At 45.6% G+C, this 25508-nt stretch carries 23 protein-coding genes; 8 read left to right on the top strand and 15 right to left on the bottom strand.

What is annotated here, in order from left to right; genetic code table 11:
- Positions 1-11: 11 nt before the first annotated feature.
- From ACFSKO_RS10685 to amaB, 3 genes are all read right to left on the bottom strand, one after another.
- On the bottom strand, positions 12-623 hold the full coding sequence (locus ACFSKO_RS10685) for a HutD/Ves family protein (protein ID WP_380251315.1): 612 nt from the start codon (positions 621-623) through the stop codon (positions 12-14).
- 81 nt (positions 624-704) lie between these two features.
- A complete protein-coding gene (locus ACFSKO_RS10690; protein WP_380251317.1) occupies positions 705-1181 on the bottom strand; it encodes an L-2-amino-thiazoline-4-carboxylic acid hydrolase in 477 nt (158 codons plus the stop codon).
- Positions 1182-1353: 172 nt separating this feature from the next.
- Positions 1354-2859 (bottom strand): L-piperidine-6-carboxylate dehydrogenase, encoded by a 1506-nt coding sequence (gene amaB, locus ACFSKO_RS10695; protein WP_380251319.1) that lies wholly within the window; start codon positions 2857-2859, stop codon positions 1354-1356.
- Positions 2860-3330: 471 nt separating this feature from the next.
- On the opposite strand from amaB, the gene ACFSKO_RS10700 reads away from it, so the two are divergent.
- Entirely contained in the window at positions 3331-3849 is a 519-nt protein-coding gene (locus ACFSKO_RS10700) for a hypothetical protein (protein WP_380251321.1), read from the top strand.
- Positions 3850-3863: 14 nt separating this feature from the next.
- Here ACFSKO_RS10700 and ACFSKO_RS10705 read toward each other — a convergent pair whose 3' ends face one another.
- The 3 genes from ACFSKO_RS10705 to ACFSKO_RS10715 all read right to left on the bottom strand — a co-directional run bounded on the left by ACFSKO_RS10705 (position 3864) and on the right by ACFSKO_RS10715 (position 6939).
- Positions 3864-4637: an ABC transporter ATP-binding protein gene (locus ACFSKO_RS10705; protein WP_380251323.1), complete on the bottom strand. Its 774-nt coding sequence runs from the start codon at positions 4635-4637 to the stop codon at positions 3864-3866.
- Positions 4634-5695, bottom strand: coding sequence for a FecCD family ABC transporter permease (locus ACFSKO_RS10710; RefSeq protein WP_380251325.1), 1062 nt, complete (start codon positions 5693-5695; stop codon positions 4634-4636). The genes ACFSKO_RS10705 and ACFSKO_RS10710 overlap by 4 nt, the downstream gene beginning before the upstream one ends.
- A gap of 92 nt (positions 5696-5787) precedes the next feature.
- Positions 5788-6939 carry an ABC transporter substrate-binding protein gene (locus ACFSKO_RS10715; RefSeq protein WP_380251327.1) on the bottom strand — a complete coding sequence of 384 codons (1152 nt, stop codon included), beginning with the start codon at positions 6937-6939 and terminating at the stop codon, positions 5788-5790.
- A gap of 421 nt (positions 6940-7360) precedes the next feature.
- Here ACFSKO_RS10715 and ACFSKO_RS10720 point away from each other — a divergent pair, with 421 nt between their 5' ends.
- Positions 7361-8281, top strand: a complete 921-nt coding sequence (locus ACFSKO_RS10720) for a DMT family transporter (RefSeq protein ID WP_380251329.1) — start codon at positions 7361-7363, stop codon at positions 8279-8281.
- Between the two features lie 60 nt (positions 8282-8341).
- Here the strand turns inward: ACFSKO_RS10720 and ppdK are convergent, their stop codons facing one another.
- From ppdK to ACFSKO_RS10765, 9 genes are all read right to left on the bottom strand, one after another.
- Complete coding sequence (ppdK, locus tag ACFSKO_RS10725) at positions 8342-11002, bottom strand: pyruvate, phosphate dikinase (RefSeq protein WP_380251331.1); 2661 nt, start codon at positions 11000-11002, stop codon at positions 8342-8344.
- Between the two features lie 8 nt (positions 11003-11010).
- Complete coding sequence (gene glyS, locus ACFSKO_RS10730) at positions 11011-13092, bottom strand: glycine--tRNA ligase subunit beta (protein ID WP_380251333.1); 2082 nt, start codon at positions 13090-13092, stop codon at positions 11011-11013.
- Positions 13093-13096: 4 nt separating this feature from the next.
- Positions 13097-14086 (bottom strand): glycine--tRNA ligase subunit alpha, encoded by a 990-nt coding sequence (locus tag ACFSKO_RS10735; RefSeq protein WP_417457598.1) that lies wholly within the window; start codon positions 14084-14086, stop codon positions 13097-13099.
- 92 nt (positions 14087-14178) lie between these two features.
- On the bottom strand, positions 14179-14430 hold the full coding sequence (locus tag ACFSKO_RS10740) for a hypothetical protein (protein WP_380251335.1): 252 nt from the start codon (positions 14428-14430) through the stop codon (positions 14179-14181).
- Positions 14431-14616: 186 nt separating this feature from the next.
- Positions 14617-15492 carry a S49 family peptidase gene (locus tag ACFSKO_RS10745; protein ID WP_380251337.1) on the bottom strand — a complete coding sequence of 292 codons (876 nt, stop codon included), beginning with the start codon at positions 15490-15492 and terminating at the stop codon, positions 14617-14619.
- Between the two features lie 135 nt (positions 15493-15627).
- A complete protein-coding gene (locus ACFSKO_RS10750; protein ID WP_380251339.1) occupies positions 15628-16401 on the bottom strand; it encodes a tRNA1(Val) (adenine(37)-N6)-methyltransferase in 774 nt (257 codons plus the stop codon).
- Entirely contained in the window at positions 16398-16616 is a 219-nt protein-coding gene (locus ACFSKO_RS10755; RefSeq protein ID WP_380251341.1) for a putative signal transducing protein, read from the bottom strand. Before ACFSKO_RS10755 ends, ACFSKO_RS10750 begins: the two co-directional genes overlap by 4 nt.
- A 253-nt stretch (positions 16617-16869) precedes the next feature.
- Complete coding sequence (locus tag ACFSKO_RS10760; RefSeq protein ID WP_380251343.1) at positions 16870-17634, bottom strand: substrate-binding periplasmic protein; 765 nt, start codon at positions 17632-17634, stop codon at positions 16870-16872.
- Positions 17635-17852: 218 nt separating this feature from the next.
- Complete coding sequence (locus ACFSKO_RS10765; RefSeq protein ID WP_380251345.1) at positions 17853-18773, bottom strand: LysR family transcriptional regulator; 921 nt, start codon at positions 18771-18773, stop codon at positions 17853-17855.
- Positions 18774-18867: 94 nt separating this feature from the next.
- Between ACFSKO_RS10765 and ACFSKO_RS10770 the strand changes: the two genes are divergently transcribed.
- From ACFSKO_RS10770 to ACFSKO_RS10795, 6 genes are all read left to right on the top strand, one after another.
- Positions 18868-19608, top strand: a complete 741-nt coding sequence (locus ACFSKO_RS10770) for a glutathione S-transferase family protein (protein ID WP_380251347.1) — start codon at positions 18868-18870, stop codon at positions 19606-19608.
- Between the two features lie 317 nt (positions 19609-19925).
- The gene (locus ACFSKO_RS10775) at positions 19926-20951 is read left to right on the top strand and encodes a polyprenyl synthetase family protein (protein WP_380251349.1); all 1026 of its coding nucleotides are present in this window, start codon (positions 19926-19928) and stop codon (positions 20949-20951) included.
- A gap of 230 nt (positions 20952-21181) precedes the next feature.
- Complete coding sequence (locus tag ACFSKO_RS10780) at positions 21182-21799, top strand: LysE family translocator (protein ID WP_380251351.1); 618 nt, start codon at positions 21182-21184, stop codon at positions 21797-21799.
- A 102-nt stretch (positions 21800-21901) separates the two neighbouring features.
- The gene (locus ACFSKO_RS10785; RefSeq protein WP_380251353.1) at positions 21902-22624 is read left to right on the top strand and encodes a hypothetical protein; all 723 of its coding nucleotides are present in this window, start codon (positions 21902-21904) and stop codon (positions 22622-22624) included.
- Positions 22625-22791: 167 nt separating this feature from the next.
- Positions 22792-23685, top strand: a complete 894-nt coding sequence (locus ACFSKO_RS10790) for a DMT family transporter (protein WP_380251355.1) — start codon at positions 22792-22794, stop codon at positions 23683-23685.
- A gap of 111 nt (positions 23686-23796) precedes the next feature.
- Positions 23797-25500, top strand: a complete 1704-nt coding sequence (locus ACFSKO_RS10795; RefSeq protein ID WP_380251357.1) for a methyl-accepting chemotaxis protein — start codon at positions 23797-23799, stop codon at positions 25498-25500.
- The last annotated feature ends 8 nt before the right edge of the window (positions 25501-25508 follow it).

Below are 25508 nucleotides of genomic sequence, written 5' to 3' on the forward strand. Positions count from 1 at the left end.
TACGTCCCTTCTCAAGAAGACGGAGAGAACGTTACCTTTACGAGTATCAAGGACGCAGACGTACTTGTCAGCGAACGTACGGAAATATGTTGCTCAATACCTTCAAACAGATAACTTTCACCACCATCAATCTGCACGTCAGCTTCATCTCCTGACAACATAATCGCAGTGGAAGTCTCTGGTACGTGCAAGAAATAACTATCGTCCGCCGATAAAATAAGCGACACTTCATCATCAAGACTAAAAGTCTCAACCCTCGCCTCAGCAAAGCGTCTATCGACCATCACGTTAAAATCGGTAATCGGACCATCGTGTAGTCGAGCTACCACATCCGCTTCCCCCGAAAAACAAACCGATTGTAGAGGTTGATCCAACCTCAAGTCGTCGAAGCCCGCAACCTCCAATACCATTCCCCTACCCTGTAATATCGTTAAATTTCTATCTATATTCGGGAAATGTGAAAAGGCGCCGTCTTCACTCACTGACGCAATGCTGATACGCCAGAGAAAAGGGCCGTCTTCAACACCCATTTCATGCACACAAACCGCCAACTCAACCGTCGTTCCCAAACCGTTTTTCCACGGCATTGATTTATAGTCACTTTGTTTGAGATGCTTTTTCATATCAACCTGCGTAAGATTCGTCTTGGAGTAATATCTTTTAGAATGATGTCTCTTAAAATTTAGAGAGAAGCCAAACTTGCATTAATCATCATGCTCATATCGATAACGAAAATCACAATGGCTAGCGCCCTGCATGATTGTCTGGCTACGATCCAAATGTATTTTTGGATCATAACCTGTACAAAATGTACCGTCCCGCCCGCATGACAAAATGTGACCAATATCACCTAACCCCATCTCACAGTACATTTCAGCAAAGCGACAACGGGTCACGTTATAATCAATATTTTTATCATCTTCTTTGAGGATCTCAACCTCAAGGGCACCATCTGCCATCCACTGTGGCAACAAGGCGTGGAAGCTTAACAATGATGTCGTTTTCGCCTGTGCTTGCGCATAAGCCTTACCATGAGCAATGGCATTTTTGACAATAGCGGTTTCCAAGATTGATTTGGCCCGTTCCGCACCAAGTTCAACAACCATTTCCTCATATATCGGCTTGACGATATTTGCCTCTATGCGGCGCTGTTCTAAGATTGGAAGATCAGTTTTGCTCATATTAAGGGCCTATTTATTCAAATTTAATTACTCATAACCATCTCTATATTATTTAAACGAGATGACATCATTGGAAATATATACAGATAGAAAACCACCATCACCACCCGTAACATCAAAAAGGGCCGCCTAAGCGACCCTTTTCCTTCATAACAGCGTGTTAACAAAACGATCAATCAATATCAAACGTAATGCCCTGTGCTAGAGGTAGCTCGCGCGAATAGTTTACTGTATTGGTTTGACGACGCATATAAGATTTCCATGCATCAGAGCCGCTTTCACGACCTCCACCTGTTTCTTTTTCGCCGCCAAAGGCACCCCCTATTTCAGCACCACTTGGTCCAATGTTTACATTGGCGATGCCACAGTCAGACCCGATATCAGACAAGAACTGTTCAGCCTCGCGAACATCAGTCGTAAAAATACACGATGACAGTCCTTGCGGTACGTCATTTTGCATTTCAATCGCTGTATCAAAATCTTCGTACTTCATAGCATAGAGGATCGGCGCGAATGTTTCTGTTTTTACGACTTCGCTTTGTGACGGCATCTCAACCACCGCCGGACGAACATAATATCCCCCCGGGAAATCCCCGGTGAGTTCACGCTCACCACCATGTACCTTGCCCCCCTCAACTTTAGCCGCGATCAAGGCGCTTTGCATGTTATCGAAAGATTCTTGATCGACTAATGGTCCGACCAATGTACCTTTAACAAGAGGATTACCAACTTGAACGGACGCATAGGCTGAAATCACCCGCGGCATGAGTTCACCATAGATATCCTTGTGCACAATTAATCGACGTAAAGACGTACAGCGTTGTCCAGCCGTGCCAACAGCAGAAAACAAAATAGCGCGTACGGCCATATCAAGATCAGCGGTCGGCGATACGATCATCGCGTTGTTACCACCAAGCTCCAGTATGGAACGTCCAAAACGTGCGGCTACTTTTGGTCCAACCTGACGGCCCATAGCTGTCGATCCCGTCGCTGAGACAATCGGCACATCCTCGTTACTAACCATCGCATCCCCAACGTCGCGACCACCAATAATAACGTGATGCAAGCCTTTGGGTGCATCATCACCAAAACGTGCCAGAGCTTTCTCGAAGATTTTTTGACATGCCAGCGCCGTCAAAGGTGTTTTCTCTGACGGTTTCCAGATAACTGAATTACCACACACCAATGCTAATGCTGTGTTCCATGACCAAACGGCCACTGGAAAATTAAAAGCGGAAATCACGCCGCAAACTCCAACCGGATGCCAAGTCTCGCGCATGTGGTGACCAGGACGTTCGGACGCAATGGTCAGACCATAGAGTTGACGGGAAAGACCAACCGCGAAATCGCAAATGTCGATCATTTCCTGTACCTCACCCAAGCCCTCTTCATAAATCTTTCCACATTCCAATGTCACCAAGCGTCCCAGATCTTCTTTTGCCGCGCGTAATTCTTCCCCAAGAAGACGAACCAGTTCGCCACGACGAGGAGCAGGTACCGCTTTCCAATTATTAAAGGCTCTCTTTGACGATGTAATTATTCCGTTAACATCAGCTGCAGAAACTTCCTGTACCGCCGCAATTTCGGCCCCGTCGATGGGAGAAGTAATCTTGAGGGTCCCCCCGCTTATTTCGGAAGTAGTCAGTCCAAGACTTTCTAAAATTTCTGAATAACTCATGTGTGTTTTCCTTTGGTAACCCGCAAAACGAGTTTGATCCGAGATTTATCTATGAAATATCCTGTATTATCAAAATTTTTAAATCATTATATACAGGAAATACAATCCATTAGATAGAATTGTATATTTTCTATAATATTAATTTAAGATCAAAAATAACGATTGCAAAGAAAGGAATACTTGCAACATCATAACATAAACTCATGATGTAATTTTCCCGTTAAATATTTCTCTCGTGTCACAATAAACACTCCTAAGGAATAACGGGTTGTTTAAATTTGAGTATTTAACATTACAGAGCTGGCAATACGTCACTCACCCCTTGATGTAAGTTGAATTACTAATAGATAATACTGCCGAGTCATGACACCATCGGAAAATCTACTAATGGGAGTAACTTTAGAGTTTAGGTATATGAGAAACCATTATTTCTGTTTTTTCTAAAACTCCTTTTGGGATACCCGGCAACAAATGACTTCTAAAAAATTGGCCATGAAGAAAGATAATATAATACCCCTTAAGTCGGCCAAGGCTGAGAAGGGCAAAGAAGCTCAGGAGAATGTATTCTCCACGCCCCTCAACTATGAAATCGACACACCACCGATTTTGAATCCACCCCGAATTGAATGCCATCTCGATAAAGAAAATTTGATTCTATACAAGGCCTATATTGGCACGCTCCACCACGATGAACTGGTTGTAAAGGTACTTGATATCTGGGCGCAAATTCCCGATCTTGATGCTTATGATAATATAATTGATATTCGTTTTCATAATGGCGATGTTGGATGGCACACTCTAAAAGAAATTGGCACCTTGTGGAGCCAACATTTTGATGGAAACGCCCCTGCCAAACGTACTGCCTTTGTATCAAACCACACAACTTTCGCCATTCTGGCCAAAGCAATTCAAGCTTTTGCGCCTGAGCAAACTTTTAAAACCTTTCAGACGAGAAGCAAAGCTATCGCTTGGCTCAAGGATAAAAGCTAAAGCAATTTCGCCTTCTAGGCAGAAAGCCTCGCATCTACATACAAAGTATTTCTACTGGTTTGTTCCAAGTTCGTTTTAACTTTGTAAGTCTGATCAATCGCCTCTAACCCAAGGACGTTATTGGGACGTCCATCTGCAAGGATACGCCCTTCTTTTAGCAAGATCAGACGGTCGCAAAACTGTGCCGCAAGATTTAAATCGTGAAGAGCTGCCAGCACAATCATATTTCTCTGTTCCATAAAGTCACGAATGCTGGAGAGAATTGAAAGTTGGTGATGAAGGTCCAAGGCGGATGTTGGCTCATCAAGAAGAACCAGGCTTGGCTCCCGCACCAAAGTTTGGGCCGCGGCAACCATCTGGGCTTGCCCTCCACTTAACTGTGCAAGTCCTCTATGCGCCAGAGAGCTAAGGTCGAGAACCGCCAATATTTCGGACACACGATCAAGGTCACTGTTTTTTACACGCCAGCCCGTCGTTTGTTTTAGCGCCAGTAACACGCATTCAAAAACACTCAACGCAGCATTACAACCAAAAGCTTGAGGCATATAAGCCACCTGCTTTGAGCGCGCTGATCGACTTACCGTTATGAGATCAACGCCGTTCAGTTTGATAGTGCCGCTATGGGGACGAATGGCCCCGGCTATAGATTTAAAAAGTGTTGATTTACCCGAAGCATTCGGACCAATAAGTCCGACAAACTCTCCCCGCTTAATGTCTTTAAGCTCAACATCTTTAAGAACTTCCCTTTTCCCGTAGGCAACACCAAGCCCAGATATATTCAAACTCATGACAGTCTTTCCTTTCGTGTTGAGAGAATAAGGGAAATAAATACAGGCACCCCGATTAAAGCCGTAATAATACCGATCGGATAGATCACGCCTGGGGTAATCATTTTGCTGATAATCGATGTTAAAGACATCACCAGTGCGCCGACCAAAGCTGAAAGCGGGATAAAAAATCGCTGATCTTCGCCCACGATCAAACGTGCGATGTGAGGACCAACCAACCCAACGAAGCCGACGGCACCGACAAAGGCCACCGCCGTGGCCGCAAGCAAAGAGACCACAATTAGCATCTCAATGCGTAGACGAGAGACATCAACCCCCAAGCTGATGGCCGTGTCGTCCCCCATTCGAAGGGCTGTGAGCTGCCATGTCCTGATAAAGCTATAGGGTAAGGCAAAACACAATAACAAGGAACCAATGCCGATTTTCTCCCAGCTTGCGCGGGAAAGTGATCCCATCATCCAGAATACAATACGTGATAATTGATCTTCGGACGCCATATATTGCATCATGGCAAGCGCCGCGTTGAAGGCAAAAAATATCGCGATCCCAAAAAGGATCATTGTCTCAGGACCAACACCTTTAATACGGGTTGCAACCAAAATAAAAATACAGGTAATCAAGGCAAAAACAAAGGCATTGAAAGTAACCAGTAAAGGTCCAATGCCCGGGACAATGCTCCAACCTACGACAATAGCCAAAGCCGCCCCAAAACTTGCCGCAGAAGAAATCCCAAGAGTAAAAGGTTCCGCCAGTGAATTATTCAATACAGTCTGCATCTGCGCCCCAGCAAGCGCCAAAATAGCCCCCACCAGCAACGCCGTAACGGCAATAGGTAACCGATAGTCCCAGATAATCACTTCAAGTTTGATCCCATGGGCTGTCTTATCCAATAGGGTTTCGAAAACGACTGAAAGTGGAAAATTTCCCGGTCCGTTTGTTACATCGACAAAAAAACTGATCATCACAAGAAGTGCTACCACCCCTAAAATGAGATAGCGGCGAAAAATTTGACGAGAATAATCAGAACGTATCGCCTGAGTATCTAAGCTTGCAGACATATTAGATCCAGTGCCTTTATCCATGGCAATAAAGTAAACCCGTGTTCTTGATGATTAGTATTATCATCAAAACCACGGGTTTATTTCATGAGTTACTGTGTTGCAGGAAGAGAGCCCCAGAACACGCCACTGTAGTCAATCGGTAGAAATTTTTCATGTAATTCGACAAAGGTTGCTTTCGGGTCGAGATCGCTGAATTTTTCTGGATAAAACCACTTGGCAAAGGCTTGTAATGCCACGAAATGATATGGGCTGTTGTAAAACTGGTGATAGACAGAGTGGAATTGGCCAGACTTTACCGCCTTAAGTTCGCTCCAGCCCTTACGTCCAGCTAGTGCTAAAAGACGTTCAGCCACGAGATCTTCACTTGCTTCATAACCAAACAATACCGCCATGGTGCCAGGCTGAGCTTCGGACCAATTTGCACCTGTACCGATGATAACATCAGGGTCATCCGTAAAGATAACTTCTGGGTTTACCTTACCTTGAAATCCAGGGAATTTGCGTGACCCCCAATTGATACCACCCGCAAGATCCACGAGACGGCCAAGATTGGCCCCGCCAAAAGTGGTGCAACATTTATCAGGGTTATAACCTGCTGCATTTTCGATAAAGACAATCGGTTTGTCCTCGACTTTGATCTCTTCAATCCGAGAGAACACAGCCATCATATTTTTCTGATAATAATCAACGAATTCATCCGCGTTATCGCGTTCATCAAAAATACGTCCAAGAATTTGAAGGCTTGGTACTGTGTGCTGGGTTGGACGCTGACGGAAATCAAGGAAGACAACTGGAATACCTGCTTTATCCAGTTTATCAATAATGCCACTTTCCTGCGCTTTTAAAAGATTACCCAGATTCAAGAACACAACATCTGTATCAAGAGAAATTACAGTTTCAAGGCTGTATTCAGCGGCATAGGGGCTACCCAAATTTTGAATATCATCTACCTCAGGAAAACGCGCTTTATACTTTCGATAAGCATCCGGATCATAATTGATAAGATCGTCTTTCCACCCAACAACACGTTTAAAAGGATTTTCCCGGTCCAGTAACGCAATAGAATAGACCATCCGGCCTTCCCCAAGGACGACTTTCCCTGGATTTTTTTCCACTTCAACCGTACGCCCGGCAATATCCGTAATCGTTACTTTCTCGGCCACTGCAGCACCAGAAAGCATTCCCAGTGTTACAGTCGTCGCTGCAATTGCAGCAAAAGCCTTTAAGCTTTTAATATTCATTTGTATTCCTCCAACGGGATGAAAATCCGTATTCAGTTGTGCCGGTCAAAGAACGTGCAGTTCTTCAGATACTGGGGCATATCAGTTCTTTTGATGATCTGAATACAATTTGGATAGGAGCCAATTACGGTCCAGTCTCAATCAACTCACGGATACACCCCAACTACTGATTTTGCTAAATAAAGCCAGCACAAACGCACCATACCTTACTCTCGTCTTTCAACCCTTAGCATTCAGTGGAGGCACATTAACGCATAATATTGAGAATGCAAATGATTCGCATAATCAACATTTACAATTACAAAATAAAACTGAACTACCGCCCAAAAGCTGCACCTACAAATAAATTCACATTGGATATATCAATCCACCTCACAGATCGATAATGTGAGTGCAAATATTAATTTTGGATCAGTATGTTATGAAGAATATGCATAAACCAACTTGGCTCATAATGGCACCTGTCGCCTTTACCCTGCTCTGGGCCGGGGGATATGGTATCGCCAAGGTTGGGCTTCAATATGCTGAACCCATGACCTTACTTTCCTTGCGCTTTTCAGCGGTGGTGATTTTACTTATTCCGTTTTATTTGTTTTTTAAACCAGCATTACCCAAGCGTTTAAACGACTGGATACATCTGATCGTCGTTGGCGTATTGGTACAGGCCGTTTATTTCGGATTTTGCTGGTGGGCGTTCAAAACAGGGGTTTCAGCTGGTGTACTTGCCATTTTCATGTCCCTACAGCCTATACTGATTGCCATTCTGGCCCCGAAACTTGCCCAAGAAAAAGTGAGTTGGATACGCTGGTTCGGGCTGTTACTCGGACTTGCAGGGGTTCTTATCGTGATCATAGCAAGATCGGACATCGAACCACCTACTCTGATCGGTGTAGGATTTAGTATTCTAGGTTTACTTGGGATAACCTGTGGTGTGCTCTATGAAAAACGCTTTGGTGGTGGATACCACCCCATCATCACCAATATGACCCAATATGCCGCGGGGTTCGCAGTCGTTTTCCCCATTGCTCTTACTTTTGAAACCATGCAGGTTCAATGGTCTGGTGAATTTATCGCAGCACTTGGCTATCTGGTTATCGGAAATTCTATTCTGGCCATGAGCTTATTGCTGGCCATGATCCGCGCTGGTGAAGTCACGCGTGTATCCTCGCTTATGTTTCTGGTCCCTCCTCTCGCTGCTTTGTTCGGATGGTTTTTGCTCGGCGAAGCAATGCCTCCTATCGCGTGGGCAGGTATGGCCGTTGCAGCAGGGGGTGTGGCAATCGCGTCAAGAAAGATCAGCGAAAAAAAATCAACCATGCCAAAACTTAAAACCCCAAATTGAACATCATAAAAAAAGGGTGGCAAAAGCCACCCTTTTTAAATCTATGTTCTCAGAGAACAGTTATTTTCTAATCGCAGCCTGTGCCGCAGCAAGACGGGCGATTGGCACACGGAATGGGGAACAAGATACGTAGTCCAGCCCCACTTTCTGGCAGAAGTGAATTGAGGCAGGATCACCGCCGTGCTCACCACAGATACCCAATTTGATATCTCCGCGAGTTTTCCGACCTCGTTCTGCTGCAATCTCAACCAGCTCCCCCACACCTTCTTGGTCGAGAGAGATGAAAGGATCCTGTTCAATAATGCCATTGCGTTCGTAAGCGCCAAGGAAATTCCCAGCATCATCGCGAGATAGCCCAAAGGTCGTCTGCGTCAGATCGTTCGTTCCAAAAGAGAAAAACTCGGCTTCTTCTGCAATATCACCTGCTCGTAGTGCCGCGCGTGGAAGTTCGATCATGGTGCCTACGAGATATTTCATCTCTACGCCTTCGGCTTCCATGACTTCTTTGGCAACACGATCAACCAGCTCTTTTAGGATTTCGAGTTCTTTTTTCATGCCCACAAGCGGGATCATGACCTCAGGCTCGACCGTTTGACCTTCTGTTTTAGAAACTTGAGCTGCGGCCTCAAAAATAGCCCGAGCTTGCATCTCGTATATTTCCGGATAGGAAATACCAAGACGACACCCACGGTGCCCCAGCATCGGGTTGGTTTCCGACATCTTGGCAGCGCGAGCATGCAATTTCTCAATTGGTACACCAGCCGCATCCGCAACATCCTGCATTTCAGCTTCACCATGTGGCAAAAACTCATGCAATGGCGGATCTAGCAAACGAATAGTCACGGGTAAACCAGCCATGATCTTGAAGATCTCAGCAAAATCATCCCGCTGCATCGGCAGGATTTTATCCAGAGCCTTGCGACGTCCCGCTTCATCATCGGAAAGGATCATTTCACGAACAGCAACAATACGATCAGCATCAAAGAACATGTGTTCTGTCCGACAAAGACCGATGCCTTCTGCCCCAAAACTGAGAGCCGTACGGCAGTCGTTCGGGGTCTCGGCGTTGGTTCGTACTTTCATCGTGCGAATACTATCAGCCCATTTCATCAGGGTAGAAAAGTTACCTGACATTTCCGGCTGGATCGTTGGGATTTCACCCAACATAACTTCGCCGGTACTGCCGTCAATCGTGATAATATCGCCGGACTTAAGTTCTTGATCGCGGACAATCAAGGTACCGTTTTTGTAATCCATACGCAGATCACCAGCACCGGAAACACACGGACGCCCCATCCCGCGTGCAACGACTGCTGCGTGAGAAGTCATGCCGCCACGTGACGTCAAAATACCTTTGGCAGCATGCATTCCGTGAATGTCTTCCGGGGATGTTTCTGTCCGGCAGAGAATAACAGCTTTACCCGCCTGAGCCATTTTTTCAGCTTCATCAGCAGAGAAAACAATCTGACCAGAAGCAGCTCCCGGAGATGCGGGAAGACCGTGACCGATGACATTGCGCTCCGCCTTTGGATCAAGGGTCGGGTGCAGCAACTGATCGAGAGCCGCTGGCTCAACACGACTAACCGCTTCTTCCGTGGTGATAAGGCCTTCTTCAACCATATCAACAGCAATTTGAAGCGCCGCTGCGGTCGTCCGTTTACCTGAACGAGTTTGAAGCATAAAGAGTTTATTGGACTGAACCGTAAACTCAATGTCCTGCATGTCACGATAATGTTTTTCAAGAATATGACGGGTTTCGTCCAATTGCTTGAATACTTCCGGCATGGTTTCTTCCATAGAAGGAAGGTCAGAATTGTGCTCTTCGCGTCCCTTGATGGTCAGGTTTTGCGGCGTACGGATACCCGCAACAACGTCTTCGCCCTGAGCATTGATAAGATATTCGCCATAAAAAGCATTCTCCCCTGTAGATGGGTTACGGGTAAAGGCCACACCAGTGGAACAATCTTCACCCATATTGCCAAAGACCATGGCCTGAACGTTAACTGCTGTTCCCCATGCTGCAGGAATATCGTTAAGTTTACGATACGTTGTTGCCCGTGCGTTCATCCAGGAACCAAACACAGCAGAGACGGCACCCCAAAGTTGCTCATTGGGGTCCTGAGGGAAAGGTTTACCGTATTCGTCCTCAACAACTTTTTTGTATTGAACGATAACCGCTTTCCAGTCCTCGGCGGTCAATTCCGTATCGAGGTAAAAGCCGTTATCTTCTTTGTGAAATTCAAGAATGTCTTCGAAGAAGTGGTGACCAACTTCGAGAACAACGTCACTGTACATTTGGATAAAGCGACGATAACTGTCATAGGCAAAACGTTCATCGCCAGATATTTTCGCCAACCCCTCAACAGTAATGTCGTTTAGACCAAGGTTAAGGACCGTATCCATCATACCCGGCATAGATGCACGCGCGCCAGAACGAACAGAGACAAGAAGAGGGTTTGCATTATCGCCGAATTTTACGCCGACAATATTCTCAATCTCTTTCAGGGCAACATCAACTTGGCCAGCAAGATCGCTTGGATAGTTTCGATCATTATCATAATAAGCCGTACAAACTTCGGTGGAGATGGTAAATCCGGGCGGGACCGGAAGCCCCAGAGATGACATCTCGGCAAGGTTCGCTCCCTTGCCACCGAGTAGTTCCTTCATGTCGGCTTTGCCGTCAGCCTTGCCATTACCGAAACTGTAGACCCATTTGGTCATGTTCTCATCTATCCTTCTATGCGTGAGAAGTCTGCAACTTGCCCCAGGATTACACCAATCCGAGATAGCAAGCACAAACGGTTCTTCCGTAAGGCCGGATCTTCATCATTCACCGTTACCTTATCGAAAAACGCGTCCATCGGAGGACGAAGTCCGGCCAGCGCCGCCATCGCCTCTGTGAAATCTTCACGTTCCAGTGCCTTTGTGGCTTTCTGGGAAGCCCCTTCCAGGGCTTCATGCAACGCCTGTTCTTCAGGCTCTTGCAACAACACGGTATCGACTGTCGCATCAAATACCGTTTTATCTTTTTTCTCTTCGATCCGAACAATGTTCGCCGCCCGACGATAAGCAGCCAACAAATTGACACCATCATCTGTCTTCAGCAGCCCGGCAAGCGCATCAACACGTGAGAGCAAACGAACGAGGTCATCTTCGTCCCCAAGGGCAAAGACAGCCGTGACCAGATCGTGACGAACCCCTTTGTCTTTCAACGCGACCTTGAGACGATCAGCAATGAAGGACATCAGACCATCAACGGTCTCATTCTGGGATTGTGTCAGTTGGCCTGTATAGGCCGAGAAGCTTGCAGCGAATGCTTCGCGCAAATTAATCTGCAAGCTATTTTCTGTAATGAGACGAATAATACTGAGCGCCGCACGCCGCAAGGCAAAGGGATCTTTTGATCCCGTCGGTAACTCATTGATGCCAAAAAAGCCAACCAGTGTATCAATCTTATCGGCCAAGGCGACAGCAACAGATATTGGGGCAGAAGGACAACGATCAGACGGGCCAAGTGGAGAGTAGTGATCCGCGATAGCCTCGGCAACAAGCGGGCTTTCACCATCATGCAACGCGTAATAGCGACCCATGATACCCTGTAATTCAGGGAACTCATAAACCATCCCGGTACTCAAATCTGCTTTAGCAAGCTCAGCAGCACGACGTGCATACACCGCATTACACCCTGTTTGCTTGGCAAGCGAACCAGCAAGATCCTGCACGCGTCTAATTTTTTCAGCCAATGTCCCGAGCTTAGCCTGAAATACGATAGATTTCAGCCCTTCAACCCGGGTTTCAAGCTTAGATTTTTTATCCTGATTCCAGAAAAATTCTGCATCGGACAGACGCGAGGCCAGAACCCGTTCGTTCCCGGCAACGATGGTTTTACCTTCGTCGACGGCTTCAGTGTTCGCAGCAAAGACAAAATGGTTGGAGAGTTTGCCGTCTTTATCCAGCACGGAGAAATACTTCTGATGCTCTTTCATCGAGGTTGAGAGAACCTCATGCGGCACAGACATAAAGCGGTCGGCAATACGCCCCATCAAAACAACAGGCCATTCAACCAGTCCTGTTACTTCACCAAGAAGTCCTTGATCATCTTTTAAGCTCAGACCTTCAGCAGCGCAAAGCTCCTTTGCTTGCGTTTCAATCAGTGCTCGGCGTTCAGTTTCATCAACCAGAACCTTGGCAAGACGAAGCTTGTGCAGATAGTCATCCAGATCTTTAACTTCAAACCAGTCCGGGGCTAAAAAGCGATGACCACGGGTCCGGTTGCCAAATTCCACCGTTTGATTTCCAAAATCAAACACCCCTTTAAGGGTTTCTCCTTTGAAAATCGCCAAAATCGAGTGTAGCGGTCGTACCCAACGGAAAGAGTTCTTCGACCACTTCATGGATTTCGGCCATGGAAAGGTTTTGATTGCTTCAACGACGATTTCAGAAAGAACTTCTGTGGTAACACGTCCCTTGATTTCGTTGACCACAAAATAGAAATCACCCTTAGGGGTGTTTCTAATTTCTGCCTGATCAATCGACGTCAACGCATTGGCTTTCATAAAGCCTTCGAGCGCCTTTTCGTGCGCACCGACTTTTGGGCCTTTTTTCTCTTCACTGACATCCGGCTGTTTTTCAGGCAGGCCATCAATGACCAGCGCCAAACGGCGCGGCGTCACAAAGGAACGTGCATCTGTAAAAACCAGGCCAGCCGCTTTGAGTTGGTCGCTTACGATCTTTTTGAGATCGGCCGCAGCTTTTGCCTGCATGCGGGCCGGGATTTCCTCGGAATGGAGTTCGAGTAAAAATTCTGACATGACCTTACGCCTCTTCCAGCTGGGTTTTATTCCAGGCTTCACAACATGCTTTTGAGAGATCGCGTACACGGCCGATATAGGCCTGACGCTCTGTCACGGAGATAACACCGCGCGCATCGAGCAAGTTAAAGAGGTGACTGGCTTTTAAGCATTGGTCATAGGCAGGCAAGGGTAAGAGATTGCCTTTGGCTTTACCGTTCTTCTCCGCATTGGCTTCGCCGAACTTCAAAATACGGGCGCACTCGGCCTCTGCATCTTCAAAGTGCTTGAAAAGCTCATCCGTAGAAGCGATTTCGAAGTTGTAGGTCGAAAATTCTACTTCGTTCTGATGGAAGACATCGCCATAGGTTTTCCCGCCGTCTTCAGCAGGCACGCCATCCCAGTCGAGGTCATAGACGTTTTCCACACCCTGAACATACATAAACAGGCGCTCAAGACCGTAGGTCAATTCCAGCGGCACAGGATTACATTCAATACCACCGACCTGTTGGAAATAGGTGAACTGGCTGACTTCCATACCATCACACCAGACTTCCCAACCAAGACCCCAGGCACCAAGGGTCGGGCTTTCCCAGTCATCCTCGACAAAACGAAGATCGTGTTTGGTTGAATCAATGCCAATGGCATCCAGCGATCCCAGATAAAGCTCCTGAGAGTTTGCCGGGGATGGCTTCATGATCACCTGAAACTGGTAATAGTGTTGTAGCCTGTTAGGATTTTCCCCATATCGGCCATCCGTTGGACGACGACAAGGCTGCACATAAGCAGCGCGCCAAGTATCCGGCCCCAAAGAGCGCAGTGTCGTCGCAGGATGAAATGTACCCGCACCGACTTCAACATCGTAAGGCTGAAGAATAACGCAGCCCTGACGCGCCCAGTAATCCTGGAGTTTAAGGATAAGACGTTGAACACACCTTTCAGGGTCAACAATGACCTTGGTTTTTGGTGTGACAGACTTTGGGACGTCAAGCGGGGACATATTATTGTTTGTCATTTTGCTGCAGTGCGAAATTTGAATGAACTTATAATGACCGGGATAAGGAATCAACAGACTCTATGCCGGACTCGAGATATTTTTTGTCGCTTTTAGCCATTGCCCCCACAAGAGCACGTGCTCTTGGCAGGGATGTAAGCCTTGCAAGCGGGGCATTGAACCATTTCCAATGACCCACTATCACTTTGATTTTCTTGATTTTGCGCAGGTGATCCACCGGAATTTCCTTGCCCTCTGCCCGCGCTTGAAATGTCGCGTCTTTTCGCTGCTTTAAAAAATAGATAGACACCGGCAATAATAAGCCCAAGAACCAGTAACTTTCCTATAGAGGGTATTCCAAACATAGTGTCCTCACCTATGCCGCGTAATACGGCAATATCTTCGTAGAGAATCCGTGCCCATAAAATATGGATTCTTTATCTTCAACAACCTGTTTCAATGATGTCCCAAACACGAATAGGCGAATAGAACATCATCGATTCCGATTATACTTAACTCACTTAACGGTTTTTTCTTACCGTCAGCAATTCTTACAAACCGTAACGATCCCAATGGGCGCGTTCTTCAACCGCAGCCATCATGCCGCCAGCTATATCTGCCGCATTGACACCACCAAGTCCGGCTAAGGCTTCGCCGCCAAGACCAAACTTGGCTTTTAGCCAACTTTTTTTGCCTTCGACCTTAATGAGCTTAACCTTATCACCATACTCAAATCTCATGATTTGATGCAGGGAGCCCAGGCCATCGATCAAACCGTATTCCTTAGCGGTTGTACCCGTCCAAAATTGGCCAGAGAAGATCTCTTTTTCATCATGTGACAACTTACCCGCACGACGCCCCTTAACCCAATCGATAAAGTTCTCATGAATTTGGGTCAGAAGATCCTTGAGACGCTTTACGTCTTTTGGGTTTTCCTTCTCAAAGGGATCCAGAGTTGATTTCAAATCCCCTGCGGTACGGACCCGGCGTTCAATACCGTGCTTTTTGAGTAATTCGGGGAAACCAAAACCAGAAGAAATAACACCGATAGAACCGATCACAGATGATTCCATGGCATAGATTTCATCGGCGGCACACGCCAACCAATATCCCCCCGAAGCAGCCACATCTTCGCAAAAAGCATAGACCTTTACTTCGTGTTTATCAGCAAGGTCCCGGACCATTCGGCCGATCAGATCCGATTGTACCGGCGATCCGCCAGGAGAATTGATCGAGAGCGCAACCGCCTTGATACCATCCATTTTAAATGCTTCGGTCAACTGGTCTTCAACCGTTGCCAGTGTCAAACCAGAGCGCATCGGGCCAGCAGCACCAATCACCCCATTAAGGGCAACAACAGCCACTTTGGCAGGTGGATTGCGAAAGCGTTCAATTGGAAGTTTGGATAAGAGCTTCTTCAGCTTCATAATTAACCCTAAATCAAGTTGTTTCAAACACGTTGTAACTCTTGAGAAGAGATCCCACAACCGGGAACAGAATACATCTTGCCGCACAAGTATAAAAACGCTCCTGCCGTTACGACTTTCTTCAAAAGAGTAAGCTTAAAATAAGAGCGCCTCTCCCATTCTTAAAGCCCCCTGGATCTCTGGCGTATAAGAACCGTCTCTTTCATGTAAAACCTGCCCTGCAGTAATCAGCATCGGCTTTGACACTCCCCGACGTGCTCGGACAACAACCCGTTTGGCAGGGTGTCCGGCATAAGGCCAAAGCGGAAGCACCTCAATTGCGCCGGCCTTTTTCTCACGAAAGATCGATAAAATTTCATCGAGGCGATCGGCCCGGTGGACAATGGTGACCGCCCCCTTTGGCTTAACCAGTTTCAAGGCTGCCAACATCCAGTCCCGAAGGGAGGCTTCTCCTTCGTGATTGGCTAATAGCTTGATGGGATCGGGGGAAGCATGTGACGTACCTTTGGGCATAAACGGTGGATTACAAATTACCTGATCAAAAGTCCCCAAAGCCAAGTCTTTTGGCAAATGCAAAAGGTCCGCCTGAATTAAAGACCAACGATCTTTGAAATTATTTACTATCCGGTTTTTCTCAGCAATTTCGTAAAGAACGGATTGAAGTTCGAGCCCTGTAACCTCAACATCAGACACCCTGCCCATCAAACAAAGTCCTGCCGTTCCCACACCACAACCAAGATCAAGGATTTTAGTTCCGGGTTTAGTCTCAACCGTTGCCGCAAGAAGCACGGCGTCGATACCCGCCCGGTACCCTTTGGCTGGTTGGAAGACTTTAACTTTTCCACCAATAAATTCATCTTCGGTCAGAGCGATGCCCTGAACAATATGTTGTTCAAGACTTTCTCTCACGAGAGCTTTTCCAACTCACCCGCATCAGTCAACACTCGACGCGCCTGAACAGCATCTTCTTCAAGGACCATAATCCGGCGCTGAATGGCTCCGATGGAACCTTCAATAATGGAGGCATACTGATCAAGGACCACGCACTCGATCCCACTATCGGACAAAAGAGCTTGTAGCCAAGACAGTTTAACCAAATCATTCGTACGGTATATTTCAATCACGCCCTAAGGGTCCTGACTATAAAACAAAATAACGCTTACACCGGATCTTCTATTCGGTTTTTACCCAGAACAAACAACAAAACCCAATCTGGATGCTGCAAAAGCTACCGATGCCCTTTGCTCTTAACAAGAGGGAAAGCTAAATAGTATGCAATAATATTGATAAATTTAATTTAGTGAGGTTTGCAAACTTAGGTGAACACCAATGAAATTTCTCACCAGATATTTCGCTGGGCATTCTCGCTCGATATTCTCACTGGGTAGGAGAAAAACTCGTGAGGATTTGATAACTGCCATCCGCCTTCATCTCTTTGAGCATTGTATCGACCTGATCTCGAAGTCCCGTAAGGTGGCGTCTTTTCGAAAAAGCGATAAAGCTTGGCACACTTTGGATTGGAGGCTGAATTTCAACCAGTTTATCTCGAACCCCCATTCTTTCAAATCTGTAAAATCCACCTAAACGATTAAAGGGAACAACGTCAATCCGTGAGTTTATCAAAAGCTTTACCAGCATATCACCATCAAAAACCCGATGAACCTCTCTCAAAGTACCATCAGCATCGGCCTGATCAAACTTTTCACCATAACTTACCCCAATACGGGCGCCAAAATTATATCCCGCCAAATCAGTAAGCTGGTTGATTTTTGAAACAGGAAAGCCCTTTCGTACGAACAAAGATACTTCCTGATCCATTAGAACTTCATTGGAATAATCCAAGAACTGTTCCCGTTCGGATGTTTTGTAAATGGTAAAAATTCCATCGACCTCCCCCCGCTCAACCAATTTCAAGGATCGCGCCCAGGGCAAGACGCTAATTTCAACCTTATGATCTAAGCGACGAAAAATTTCTCGCACAACATTTACGGCAAGGCCTTTAACTTCATCATTTTCAGTATACTCATAAGGCGGGTAATCCAACGTGACCAATTGAATAGGTTCAGACGACTTTGCCGTGGAGGAAATTATCCCCCAAACAAACACACTCCAAATCAAAATGAATATTCTATGACGTCGCATAAATAACCTAACCGTCCAATGATTTTGGCAACAAGGCGATAGCTTCGCCAGACATTCCGACACGAACAATTCAATCAACTTTTAACCAGCTACATTATACCTTGGTTTATTAACAAGAACATTAACCGCAAAATATTTTCGTTGATACCGTGTATAAATACCCGAGCCAGTATACCGAGCAACCTGACCTTAACAAAGAACTTAATGTTGGATCGAACTCAGGCTCTACCTTCTAAAAGTGGGCGCTTCTCTGATATCGCTTTTCCCAAAAAATCCATGCAGGCTCGAATACGTCCCACATTGCGTAAATCTGGGTGAGTCAAAAGCCAAAGTTCGTTATCAAATTCAGTCAACGGAGACTTAAGCGCAAGCAACCGAGTATCTTCTGACGCAATAAAACAGGGAAGCACAGCAACACCAGCACCATTACGAACCGCATCAGCCACCGCGAGCAAACTATTGTGACGAGTCCGTACTCGAGGATAAAAACCATGTTCCTGTAACCATTTATAAATAGGTAAATGGGCAAGGCTCTCATCGGGACCGACCCAGTTTTGCTCCTTTAAGAGTGAAAAATCTTTGAGTTCCCCCGTGTCATCAACAAGATGGCTATGCTCTTTTACGGTTCCATAAAGACCCACATTCAAATTAGATATTTTCCGTCCCACCATATTGTCCGGGCTTGCCTTACTCGGTCGGATCGCGATTTCGGCATCTCTTCGGTTAAGGTTCACCAATTCATTTGAGCAATTTATTTCCAACTCAATGTCCGGATAACATTTTTGCAAATCAGTCAGAATTGGGGATAAAAAATTAATCAACAAAGTATCCGTCGTGGTAATGCGAACCAACCCGCGCGGCTGGATCTCCTCCCCGAGAAGTTGGCGTTCTAAAACCACAAGATCACGATCAAATGTTTGAACCAAACCAGTTATAGCTTCACCCGCAGGTGTCAAACTATACCCATCACGATTTCTCTCAAACAGCTTGACTTCAAGCTTTTTCTCGATCTGGTTCACGTGACGAAATACTGTCGGGTGGCTAATTCCAAGCTCTCGCGCTGCTGCAGAAAGTGATCCCGCGTTTGCCACCGCCAAAACAGTTCTGAGATCGCGCCAATATTCACCCTGTACATTCATGAAATATTTCTTTTCATTTTCTTGTAATTGATAAACACAAATGTACACGTTAAATCATAGAGACCACCAAAACAAGCGCATGAGATTTCCACTAATGGAGAAAGAGAAAATGGGCAGCAAAACAAAATTTCAAACCACCCCCTCCGCGATAAAGACCTTCGTGGACTCAGAGTTCGAACTTGTTAGTTTCAACCTTTGCCCCTATGTCCAGCGCTCGGTTATCGTTTTGGAGGAAAAAAATATTGCCTATAAACGTATCGATATCGACCTTTCAAGCAAACCCGACTGGTTTCAAAAAATCTCTCCTTTGGGAAAAGTGCCTTTATTAAAATCTAACCAGGGTGTGTTGTTTGAATCTGCAATCATCTGCGAGTACCTGGATGAAATCACCGAGAACACAATCCACCCGACTGACAGCTTCGAAAAAGCCCGTCACCGGTCATGGATTGAATTTGGATCAAGCATCCTTGCAGGGATTGCCGGGTTTTATAGTGCTAGGGATTGCGACAGTTTTTATGAAAAGCGTGACATTCTAAGTAACAAATTTGAACAACTCGAACAGCAATTGAGCACCACCACATTTTTTGCCTCTGATAGTTTCATGCTCATTGATGCTGTATATGGGCCAATTTTTAGATATTTTGATGTGTTACAAAAGTTCTTAGATTTTGACTTCTTTGCAACCACGCCCAAGGTTTCAGCTTATCGTAAAAACCTGATGAACCGCCCCTCTGTTAGACAGGCCGTTTCCAGCAATTATCATGAACTGTTAATTGCGTACCTCATCAAGAAAGAAACTTACCTTTCGAGTTTAATGCAAAAACAGGCGGCCTAGATCATCAACCCTCGCGCACATTTCACACACAGTAAAATATCAAAATACTTACTCAAAGATGAATTATAAAATTCACTTTATGACGCTTGCGAACAAGATGGGTAAAACCCTTACCCAAAACCCTTACTGGGCATGATCTTTTCACCTCGAAGTGGAAAAGGGCCATGCCCAGTACAATTTACGCTCAAAACTTAATGTCACAGCAACATAAAATTGCCGTTATCCGGTTTACTCCCCTTAAGCCTTCCTATAAGAACGACCTGTCGGTAATGTCTGGCACCAACATTTGGTGCCCAGTTATTTGTTAGGGGATTAACGTGGCCATTGCTGCGGATGTGAAAGCTAATCAAAAAGAAAACGTGTCACCAAATGGCATGGAGGTCCTCATGGATCTCGTTTCTGATGATCTCAAGGCCGTAAATGCCTTGATTATGAAGCACATGCAATCCAACGTCGTACTCATACCCCAACTCGCAGGTCATCTCATAGCTGCTGGTGGCAAACGGTTACGACCTCTCCTGACCCTCGCTTCTTCCAGACTATGTGGTTATCAGGGCGACAGGCATTTTGGTCTCGCGGCCTGCATAGAATTCATTCACACTGCGACGCTTCTCCACGATGATGTTGTTGACGAGAGTGATCTTCGCAGAGGGCGCGATACCGCAAACGCCATTTTTGGCAATAAACCGAGCGTGTTGGTTGGCGACTTTCTGTTCAGCCGCGCCTTTCAGCTTATGTCACGCGACAGTTCTCTCGAAGTTATCCGCATTTTATCTGATGCCTCTGCGATTATTGCAGAAGGTGAAGTTCAGCAATTAATGACGACGAATGATCTCGAAACCAATCGCGAAGCTTATCTTGAAGTAATCAGTGGTAAAACGGCCATTCTTTTTGCAGCATCATGCCGTCTAGGTGCCGTTGTCGCTGAGCGGCCTAAAGTCGAAGAAGAAGCTCTCGAGAATTATGGTCAATATCTTGGTATCGCTTTTCAGCTCGTTGACGATATTCTTGATTATTCTGCCAAGCAAGCCGCCTTGGGGAAAACCGTGGGCGATGATTTCCGCGAAGGTAAAATGACCCTTCCCATTATTTTGGCGTACGAACGCGCTAATGATGAAGAAAAAGTTTTTTGGACACGTGTTATTGAAAAACTTGACCAATCTGACGGCGATCTCGACACAGCGCTTACCCTCTTAGCTAAGCACAACGCACTTGAAGACAGTATGACAACTGCACGAGAGTATGTAACAAAAGCGATCTCCGCGTTGGATATCTTCCCAGATTCCATCGAGAAAAGCGCCCTGATTGGCGCTGTCGAATTCTCTATAGAGCGCGATTTTTAAACCGACTCATCTTAAAGAAACTTCGAGTAAGGTGAGATACGCGCCTGTCATTAGATCAGTTACGTTTACGCTAAGAGTAATTGTTTTTTTTAATACACCTCTATAGGCTGCTATTTAAGAAGCGCGAATAATTACCCTGTCTAGAATATTCGCTCCTGCATACAAGTGACCTACCTACATCTTTACCGCAAACCTTTTAAGATTAACCCCCTGTATTTAAAGGAATAATTATGAGCATAGAGTTTCTGATTACTTCAATTATAGTTATTCTTATTCCTGGCACAGGCGCCGTCTACACTATAGCCACAGGACTTACCGCTGGTCGAAAAGCCAGTATTGCTGCAGCTTTCGGATGTACTATTAGTATTCTTCCGAGCCTGACGGCAGCTGTATTTGGTGTTGCTGCAATACTGCACACCAGTGCGTTACTTTTTCAGGTTATCAAATTTTGCGGTGTGGCTTATCTTCTTTATCTCGCATATCTCACGATAACAGAAAGAGGCTCAATCGCTGTTGATCAAAAAAATAATACCCCCGTTAGTACTCGTAAAATCATCTATACAGGGATACTGATCAATGCTCTTAACCCAAAACTCTCTATATTTTTCCTCGCCTTTCTGCCGCAATTTGTCGATCCACAATCGTCAACTTGGGTCTTCGATACCTTAACACTTGGCGGTATGTTCATGGCGATGACCTTTGTTGTATTTGTAGGTTATGGTACTTTTGCCTCCTTAATTGGAACGATTGCATTACGAAGTGAACGCTTTATGCGCTGGTTCAGAAGAACAACCGCACTTGCTTTTGCAAGCTTTGGGCTAAAACTCGCCATCAGTGAGTCGCCATAAAATTCACATGATTTTACATTCAATTTACTGGTTAAAATCCGTTAATACTCTGTCAACGCTGTTGCTTTATTCTATTTAGTAAGGGAGCACAGCTGCGATCAAATGGAAAAATTCAAGACATCTCAAGCGATTAGTCGCTTAAGCATCATACTTGCTATCATTGTACCGCTGATATTTATCAGCGTGGTTATGTTGAAAAACCAACAGGTACCTGCCGGATTTGAAATCATCAAACTTGGCGGCATCATGCTTGCGATTGCCCTCGTGGTTTGGTTGTCAGTACGCATTACCGCCCTCCTCTCCAACATCCTGATCAACTGGATCGACAAACTGTTAGCGCGGGACAAGCAGAAAAATAAGCCCCAACAAGATAAAAATCAGGGAGAGAACAATAAATTTCAACCCAAGATTATTGACGCTGAAATCGTTGAAGAGGAAATATCGGACGGCGTATGGCAAAAAGGCAGTAGCGGAGATACTTCAGACAATAATTCCGGCAACGCTTTGGGTAAATTTGAACCAGACTGGGCCAAGGCCACTTCAGATCCCCACCTGGCCCTCTCAAACCCAAATTCAAAGGATGCTGGCTCCGAAAAACGCAAAAAAATCATCGGGCCTCCCTCACGTCTGAGTAAAACCATTATGGTTGTTCTCGTTTTTTCAATTCTTTTTTTATTGATAAGTAACCTAATGACAGACATATGGCTTACTCTGCTTGCCCCGATACCTGGCCTTTGGGCCATAATAAGCCTATGGCGCATTTGGGACCCTAAAAATAATTCATCAAAAGAAAGCATCCCGGCAGAGGACCAAAAGCACTCTTAAAACCCAACTCTGTATTACTACTGGTTACATAATTAAGACTGATTTTTTTCATTATTTTTTCTAATCCAACAAGATAGATTTTTCGACTTGCCACATATAACAATCAGGCTAAAGTTCCTGAAAAATAATTACCCAAAACCTACTAAAAATTAGAATAGATTAACATCATGTATCTTGTGGAGATTGCCGCGCTTTCTGCTGCGACTTGTTGGGCGATTGGTGGCATCGTATCCGTTATGCCTGTAGAGCGTCTGGGAACCATTGGTTTTAACAGAGTTCGCATGCTCATTGTCTTTGCCATGCTGGGTACTTATGTCAGCATTTTTGGGGGATGGGAAACCATCCAAAAAGACCAAATTGCGGAAATACTTCTCTCTGGCCTGATTGGTATATTACTAGGTGACACGGCTCTCTTTGCGACGATGAACCGCCTTGGCCCGCGACGCACCGCAATTCTATTTTCAACGAATGCTCCCATGAGCACTCTGTTGGGATGGATTTTTTTAGGTGAGGCGCTTTCGCCAACGGCTTTACTTGGAACGCTCATTGTTATCGCTGGCGTAATCTTGGCAATTGTCTATGGCAAACGTCGCGATCAAATGCACAAATGGGAAGAAATCAAAGGACCTCTTGTCATTGGCGTCGGCATTGGTTTACTGGCAGCTCTTGGACAATCTGTAGGCTCTCTTATAGCTAAGCCAGTTATGGCAGCAGGGGCAGATCCCTTTGCCGTTTCCGCTATGCGCGTTGGTATCACAGCACTGGGGTTGGTCATTCTCTGCTCAGCTCCGGTTCAAGCTTTTAAACTACGAACTAAACTCAATAAGACAATCATTGCCCATATCCTCGTTTCCGGGTTCCTCGGCATGTTCTTAGGTATGACATTGATTCTTTATGCCCTCGCCAAAGGAGACGTCGGCATCGTAGCTACATTATCTGCGACCACGCCTGTCATCATGCTTCCTATCATGTGGATACGAACAAAAGAACGCCCCGCCATTGGTGCCTGGATTGGCTCTTTAATAGTTGTATTTGGAACAGGATTGATCTTTCTGGGATAAAGAGAATAAGCTCAAAGTTGATCTCTCCGATAGTAATTATATGTAAAAAGATATTTTTAATCTTTTTGCAATACGCTCGTAATCTAGGCGTCAAATGAACCGGGAAGAGTAATGCAACAAACAAAAAAAATGGGTTTTCGTATCGGGCATAGGTTGATCTCATTGATCATTGTCTCATCGCTCGGTCTCCTTATTGTCGGGGGCTTTTCACTCAACAGTCTCAGAAATGATTTATTTCAACAAAAACAACTCGAGTTGAAACATATTATCGAAGCCGCGATTAATTTATCAGACGGCTATTATAAACGTGCACAAGAAGGTGAAATAACTGAAGAGGCCGCTCAAAAAGCAGCTTTGACTGCGATTAACGGCATCCGTTATGGCGATGGTGATTATTTGTGGGTTAATGATATGAACTCCGTGATGATCATGCACTCTGTCAAATCGTCTCTTGACGGAAAAGACCTTAGTAAACTCGAAGATCCCAATGGAAAAGCGATTTTCCCGGCCTTTATTAATGCAATCAAATCTTCAAAAACCGGGGGTGGTTATGTTGATTATCTATGGCCGAAACCTGGACAAGAAGATCCGGTAGAAAAGCTTTCTTACGTCCAACTCTATAAAAACTGGGGTTGGGTTATTGGTACCGGGGTTTACATGGATGACTTCAATGCGGATCTACAAGGGCAAACTCAGCTTCTTATCGGAATCATGGCTGCAGTCTTGATTATCACGATTATCATCTCTACATCCGTCACTCTTAGTATTACCAGCCCACTCCGCCGTATGACCAATGCCATGATGGCTCTGGCAAATGGAGACATCCATACTGAAATACCCCGACCAAAGTTCAATGACGAGATCAAGGATATGGCTGATGCTTTAGTCATTTTCCATGGTAATGCGCTTGAACGAGAACGTCTGCAGCAAGAACAAGAGCAACAAGAACGTCAGACAAAAGAAGAAAAACAAACCATGCTGGCTGAACTTGCAAATAATTTTGAGCAGTCAATTGGCGTCCTCACTCAAAAAGTTGCTGATGGCGCAGTGCAATCAAGTGCTGGTGCTCAAGAAATGGCTGCTGTGGCAAATGCCACATCGGTTGAGGCCAGTGGTATTGTCGAAGTATGCCAAGTCGCTTCCAGAAGCGTTAACGCGGTAACCAATGCTTCTCAGCAGCTCACGAGCTCAATCGAAGAAATTGATACACGGGTCCAAGAATCGTCCTCTGTTGCGACAGAAGCCGTATCTCAAATCAAAAAAACCAATGAAGAGGTTGAAGGTTTATCCGAAGCAGCCCGTAAAATTGGTGACGTTGTCGGCCTTATCTCCGATATTGCCGAACAAACCAATTTACTCGCTCTAAACGCCACCATCGAAGCCGCACGGGCTGGCGAAGCAGGTAAAGGGTTTGCTGTTGTTGCCTCGGAGGTGAAGTCACTGGCAACCCAAACAGCAAAAGCAACAGAGGAAATCTCAGAGCAAGTCGCCTCCATGCAAAATGCTACGGGATCTGCAGTCGACGCAATCAAGGGAATTCAGGATATCATCACCAAGATCGACGAGATATCCGGATCCATTTCAGAATCTGTTGCCCGTCAAAACCAGGCGACACACGATATCGCACAAAATGTCCAAGAAGCCTCATACAGTACGGGGCAAGTAACGGACACGGTCGATCGCGTTCGCAGCACAGCTGAAAATGCCAGCGGAGCTGCTCAAGCCGTTGAAAATATGATCACTGAAATGACCGATAATGTTGATTTACTTGGTAAAGAAGTTGAGGCCTTTTTGAGCAAAGTTAGGGTTGCTTGATCTCCACT

The organism is Kiloniella antarctica (assembly GCF_042682825.1).
Lineage (GTDB): Bacteria > Pseudomonadota > Alphaproteobacteria > Kiloniellales > Kiloniellaceae > Kiloniella > Kiloniella antarctica.

Bases quoted from the DNA above. Each gene is read 5' to 3' on its own strand.
- ACFSKO_RS10685 (WP_380251315.1), bottom strand. From the start codon at position 623: ATGAAAAAGCATCTCAAACAAAGTGACTATAAATCAATGCCGTGGAAA.
- ACFSKO_RS10765 (WP_380251345.1), bottom strand. From the start codon at position 18,773: ATGAATGTACAGGGTGAATATTGGCGCGATCTCAGAACTGTTTTGGCG.
- ACFSKO_RS10745 (WP_380251337.1), bottom strand. From the start codon at position 15,492: ATGAAGCTGAAGAAGCTCTTATCCAAACTTCCAATTGAACGCTTTCGC.
- ACFSKO_RS10705 (WP_380251323.1), bottom strand. From the start codon at position 4,637: ATGAGTTTGAATATATCTGGGCTTGGTGTTGCCTACGGGAAAAGGGAA.
- ACFSKO_RS10735 (WP_417457598.1), bottom strand. From the start codon at position 14,086: ATGACAAACAATAATATGTCCCCGCTTGACGTCCCAAAGTCTGTCACA.
- ACFSKO_RS10770 (WP_380251347.1), top strand. From the start codon at position 18,868: ATGGAGAAAGAGAAAATGGGCAGCAAAACAAAATTTCAAACCACCCCC.
- glyS (WP_380251333.1), bottom strand. From the start codon at position 13,092: ATGTCAGAATTTTTACTCGAACTCCATTCCGAGGAAATCCCGGCCCGC.
- ACFSKO_RS10790 (WP_380251355.1), top strand. From the start codon at position 22,792: ATGTATCTTGTGGAGATTGCCGCGCTTTCTGCTGCGACTTGTTGGGCG.
- ppdK (WP_380251331.1), bottom strand. From the start codon at position 11,002: ATGACCAAATGGGTCTACAGTTTCGGTAATGGCAAGGCTGACGGCAAA.
- ACFSKO_RS10760 (WP_380251343.1), bottom strand. From the start codon at position 17,634: ATGCGACGTCATAGAATATTCATTTTGATTTGGAGTGTGTTTGTTTGG.
- ACFSKO_RS10710 (WP_380251325.1), bottom strand. From the start codon at position 5,695: ATGTCTGCAAGCTTAGATACTCAGGCGATACGTTCTGATTATTCTCGT.
- ACFSKO_RS10700 (WP_380251321.1), top strand. From the start codon at position 3,331: ATGACTTCTAAAAAATTGGCCATGAAGAAAGATAATATAATACCCCTT.
- ACFSKO_RS10720 (WP_380251329.1), top strand. From the start codon at position 7,361: ATGAAGAATATGCATAAACCAACTTGGCTCATAATGGCACCTGTCGCC.
- amaB (WP_380251319.1), bottom strand. From the start codon at position 2,859: ATGAGTTATTCAGAAATTTTAGAAAGTCTTGGACTGACTACTTCCGAA.
- ACFSKO_RS10785 (WP_380251353.1), top strand. From the start codon at position 21,902: ATGGAAAAATTCAAGACATCTCAAGCGATTAGTCGCTTAAGCATCATA.
- ACFSKO_RS10740 (WP_380251335.1), bottom strand. From the start codon at position 14,430: ATGTTTGGAATACCCTCTATAGGAAAGTTACTGGTTCTTGGGCTTATT.
- ACFSKO_RS10690 (WP_380251317.1), bottom strand. From the start codon at position 1,181: ATGAGCAAAACTGATCTTCCAATCTTAGAACAGCGCCGCATAGAGGCA.
- ACFSKO_RS10715 (WP_380251327.1), bottom strand. From the start codon at position 6,939: ATGAATATTAAAAGCTTAAAGGCTTTTGCTGCAATTGCAGCGACGACT.
- ACFSKO_RS10780 (WP_380251351.1), top strand. From the start codon at position 21,182: ATGAGCATAGAGTTTCTGATTACTTCAATTATAGTTATTCTTATTCCT.
- ACFSKO_RS10795 (WP_380251357.1), top strand. From the start codon at position 23,797: ATGCAACAAACAAAAAAAATGGGTTTTCGTATCGGGCATAGGTTGATC.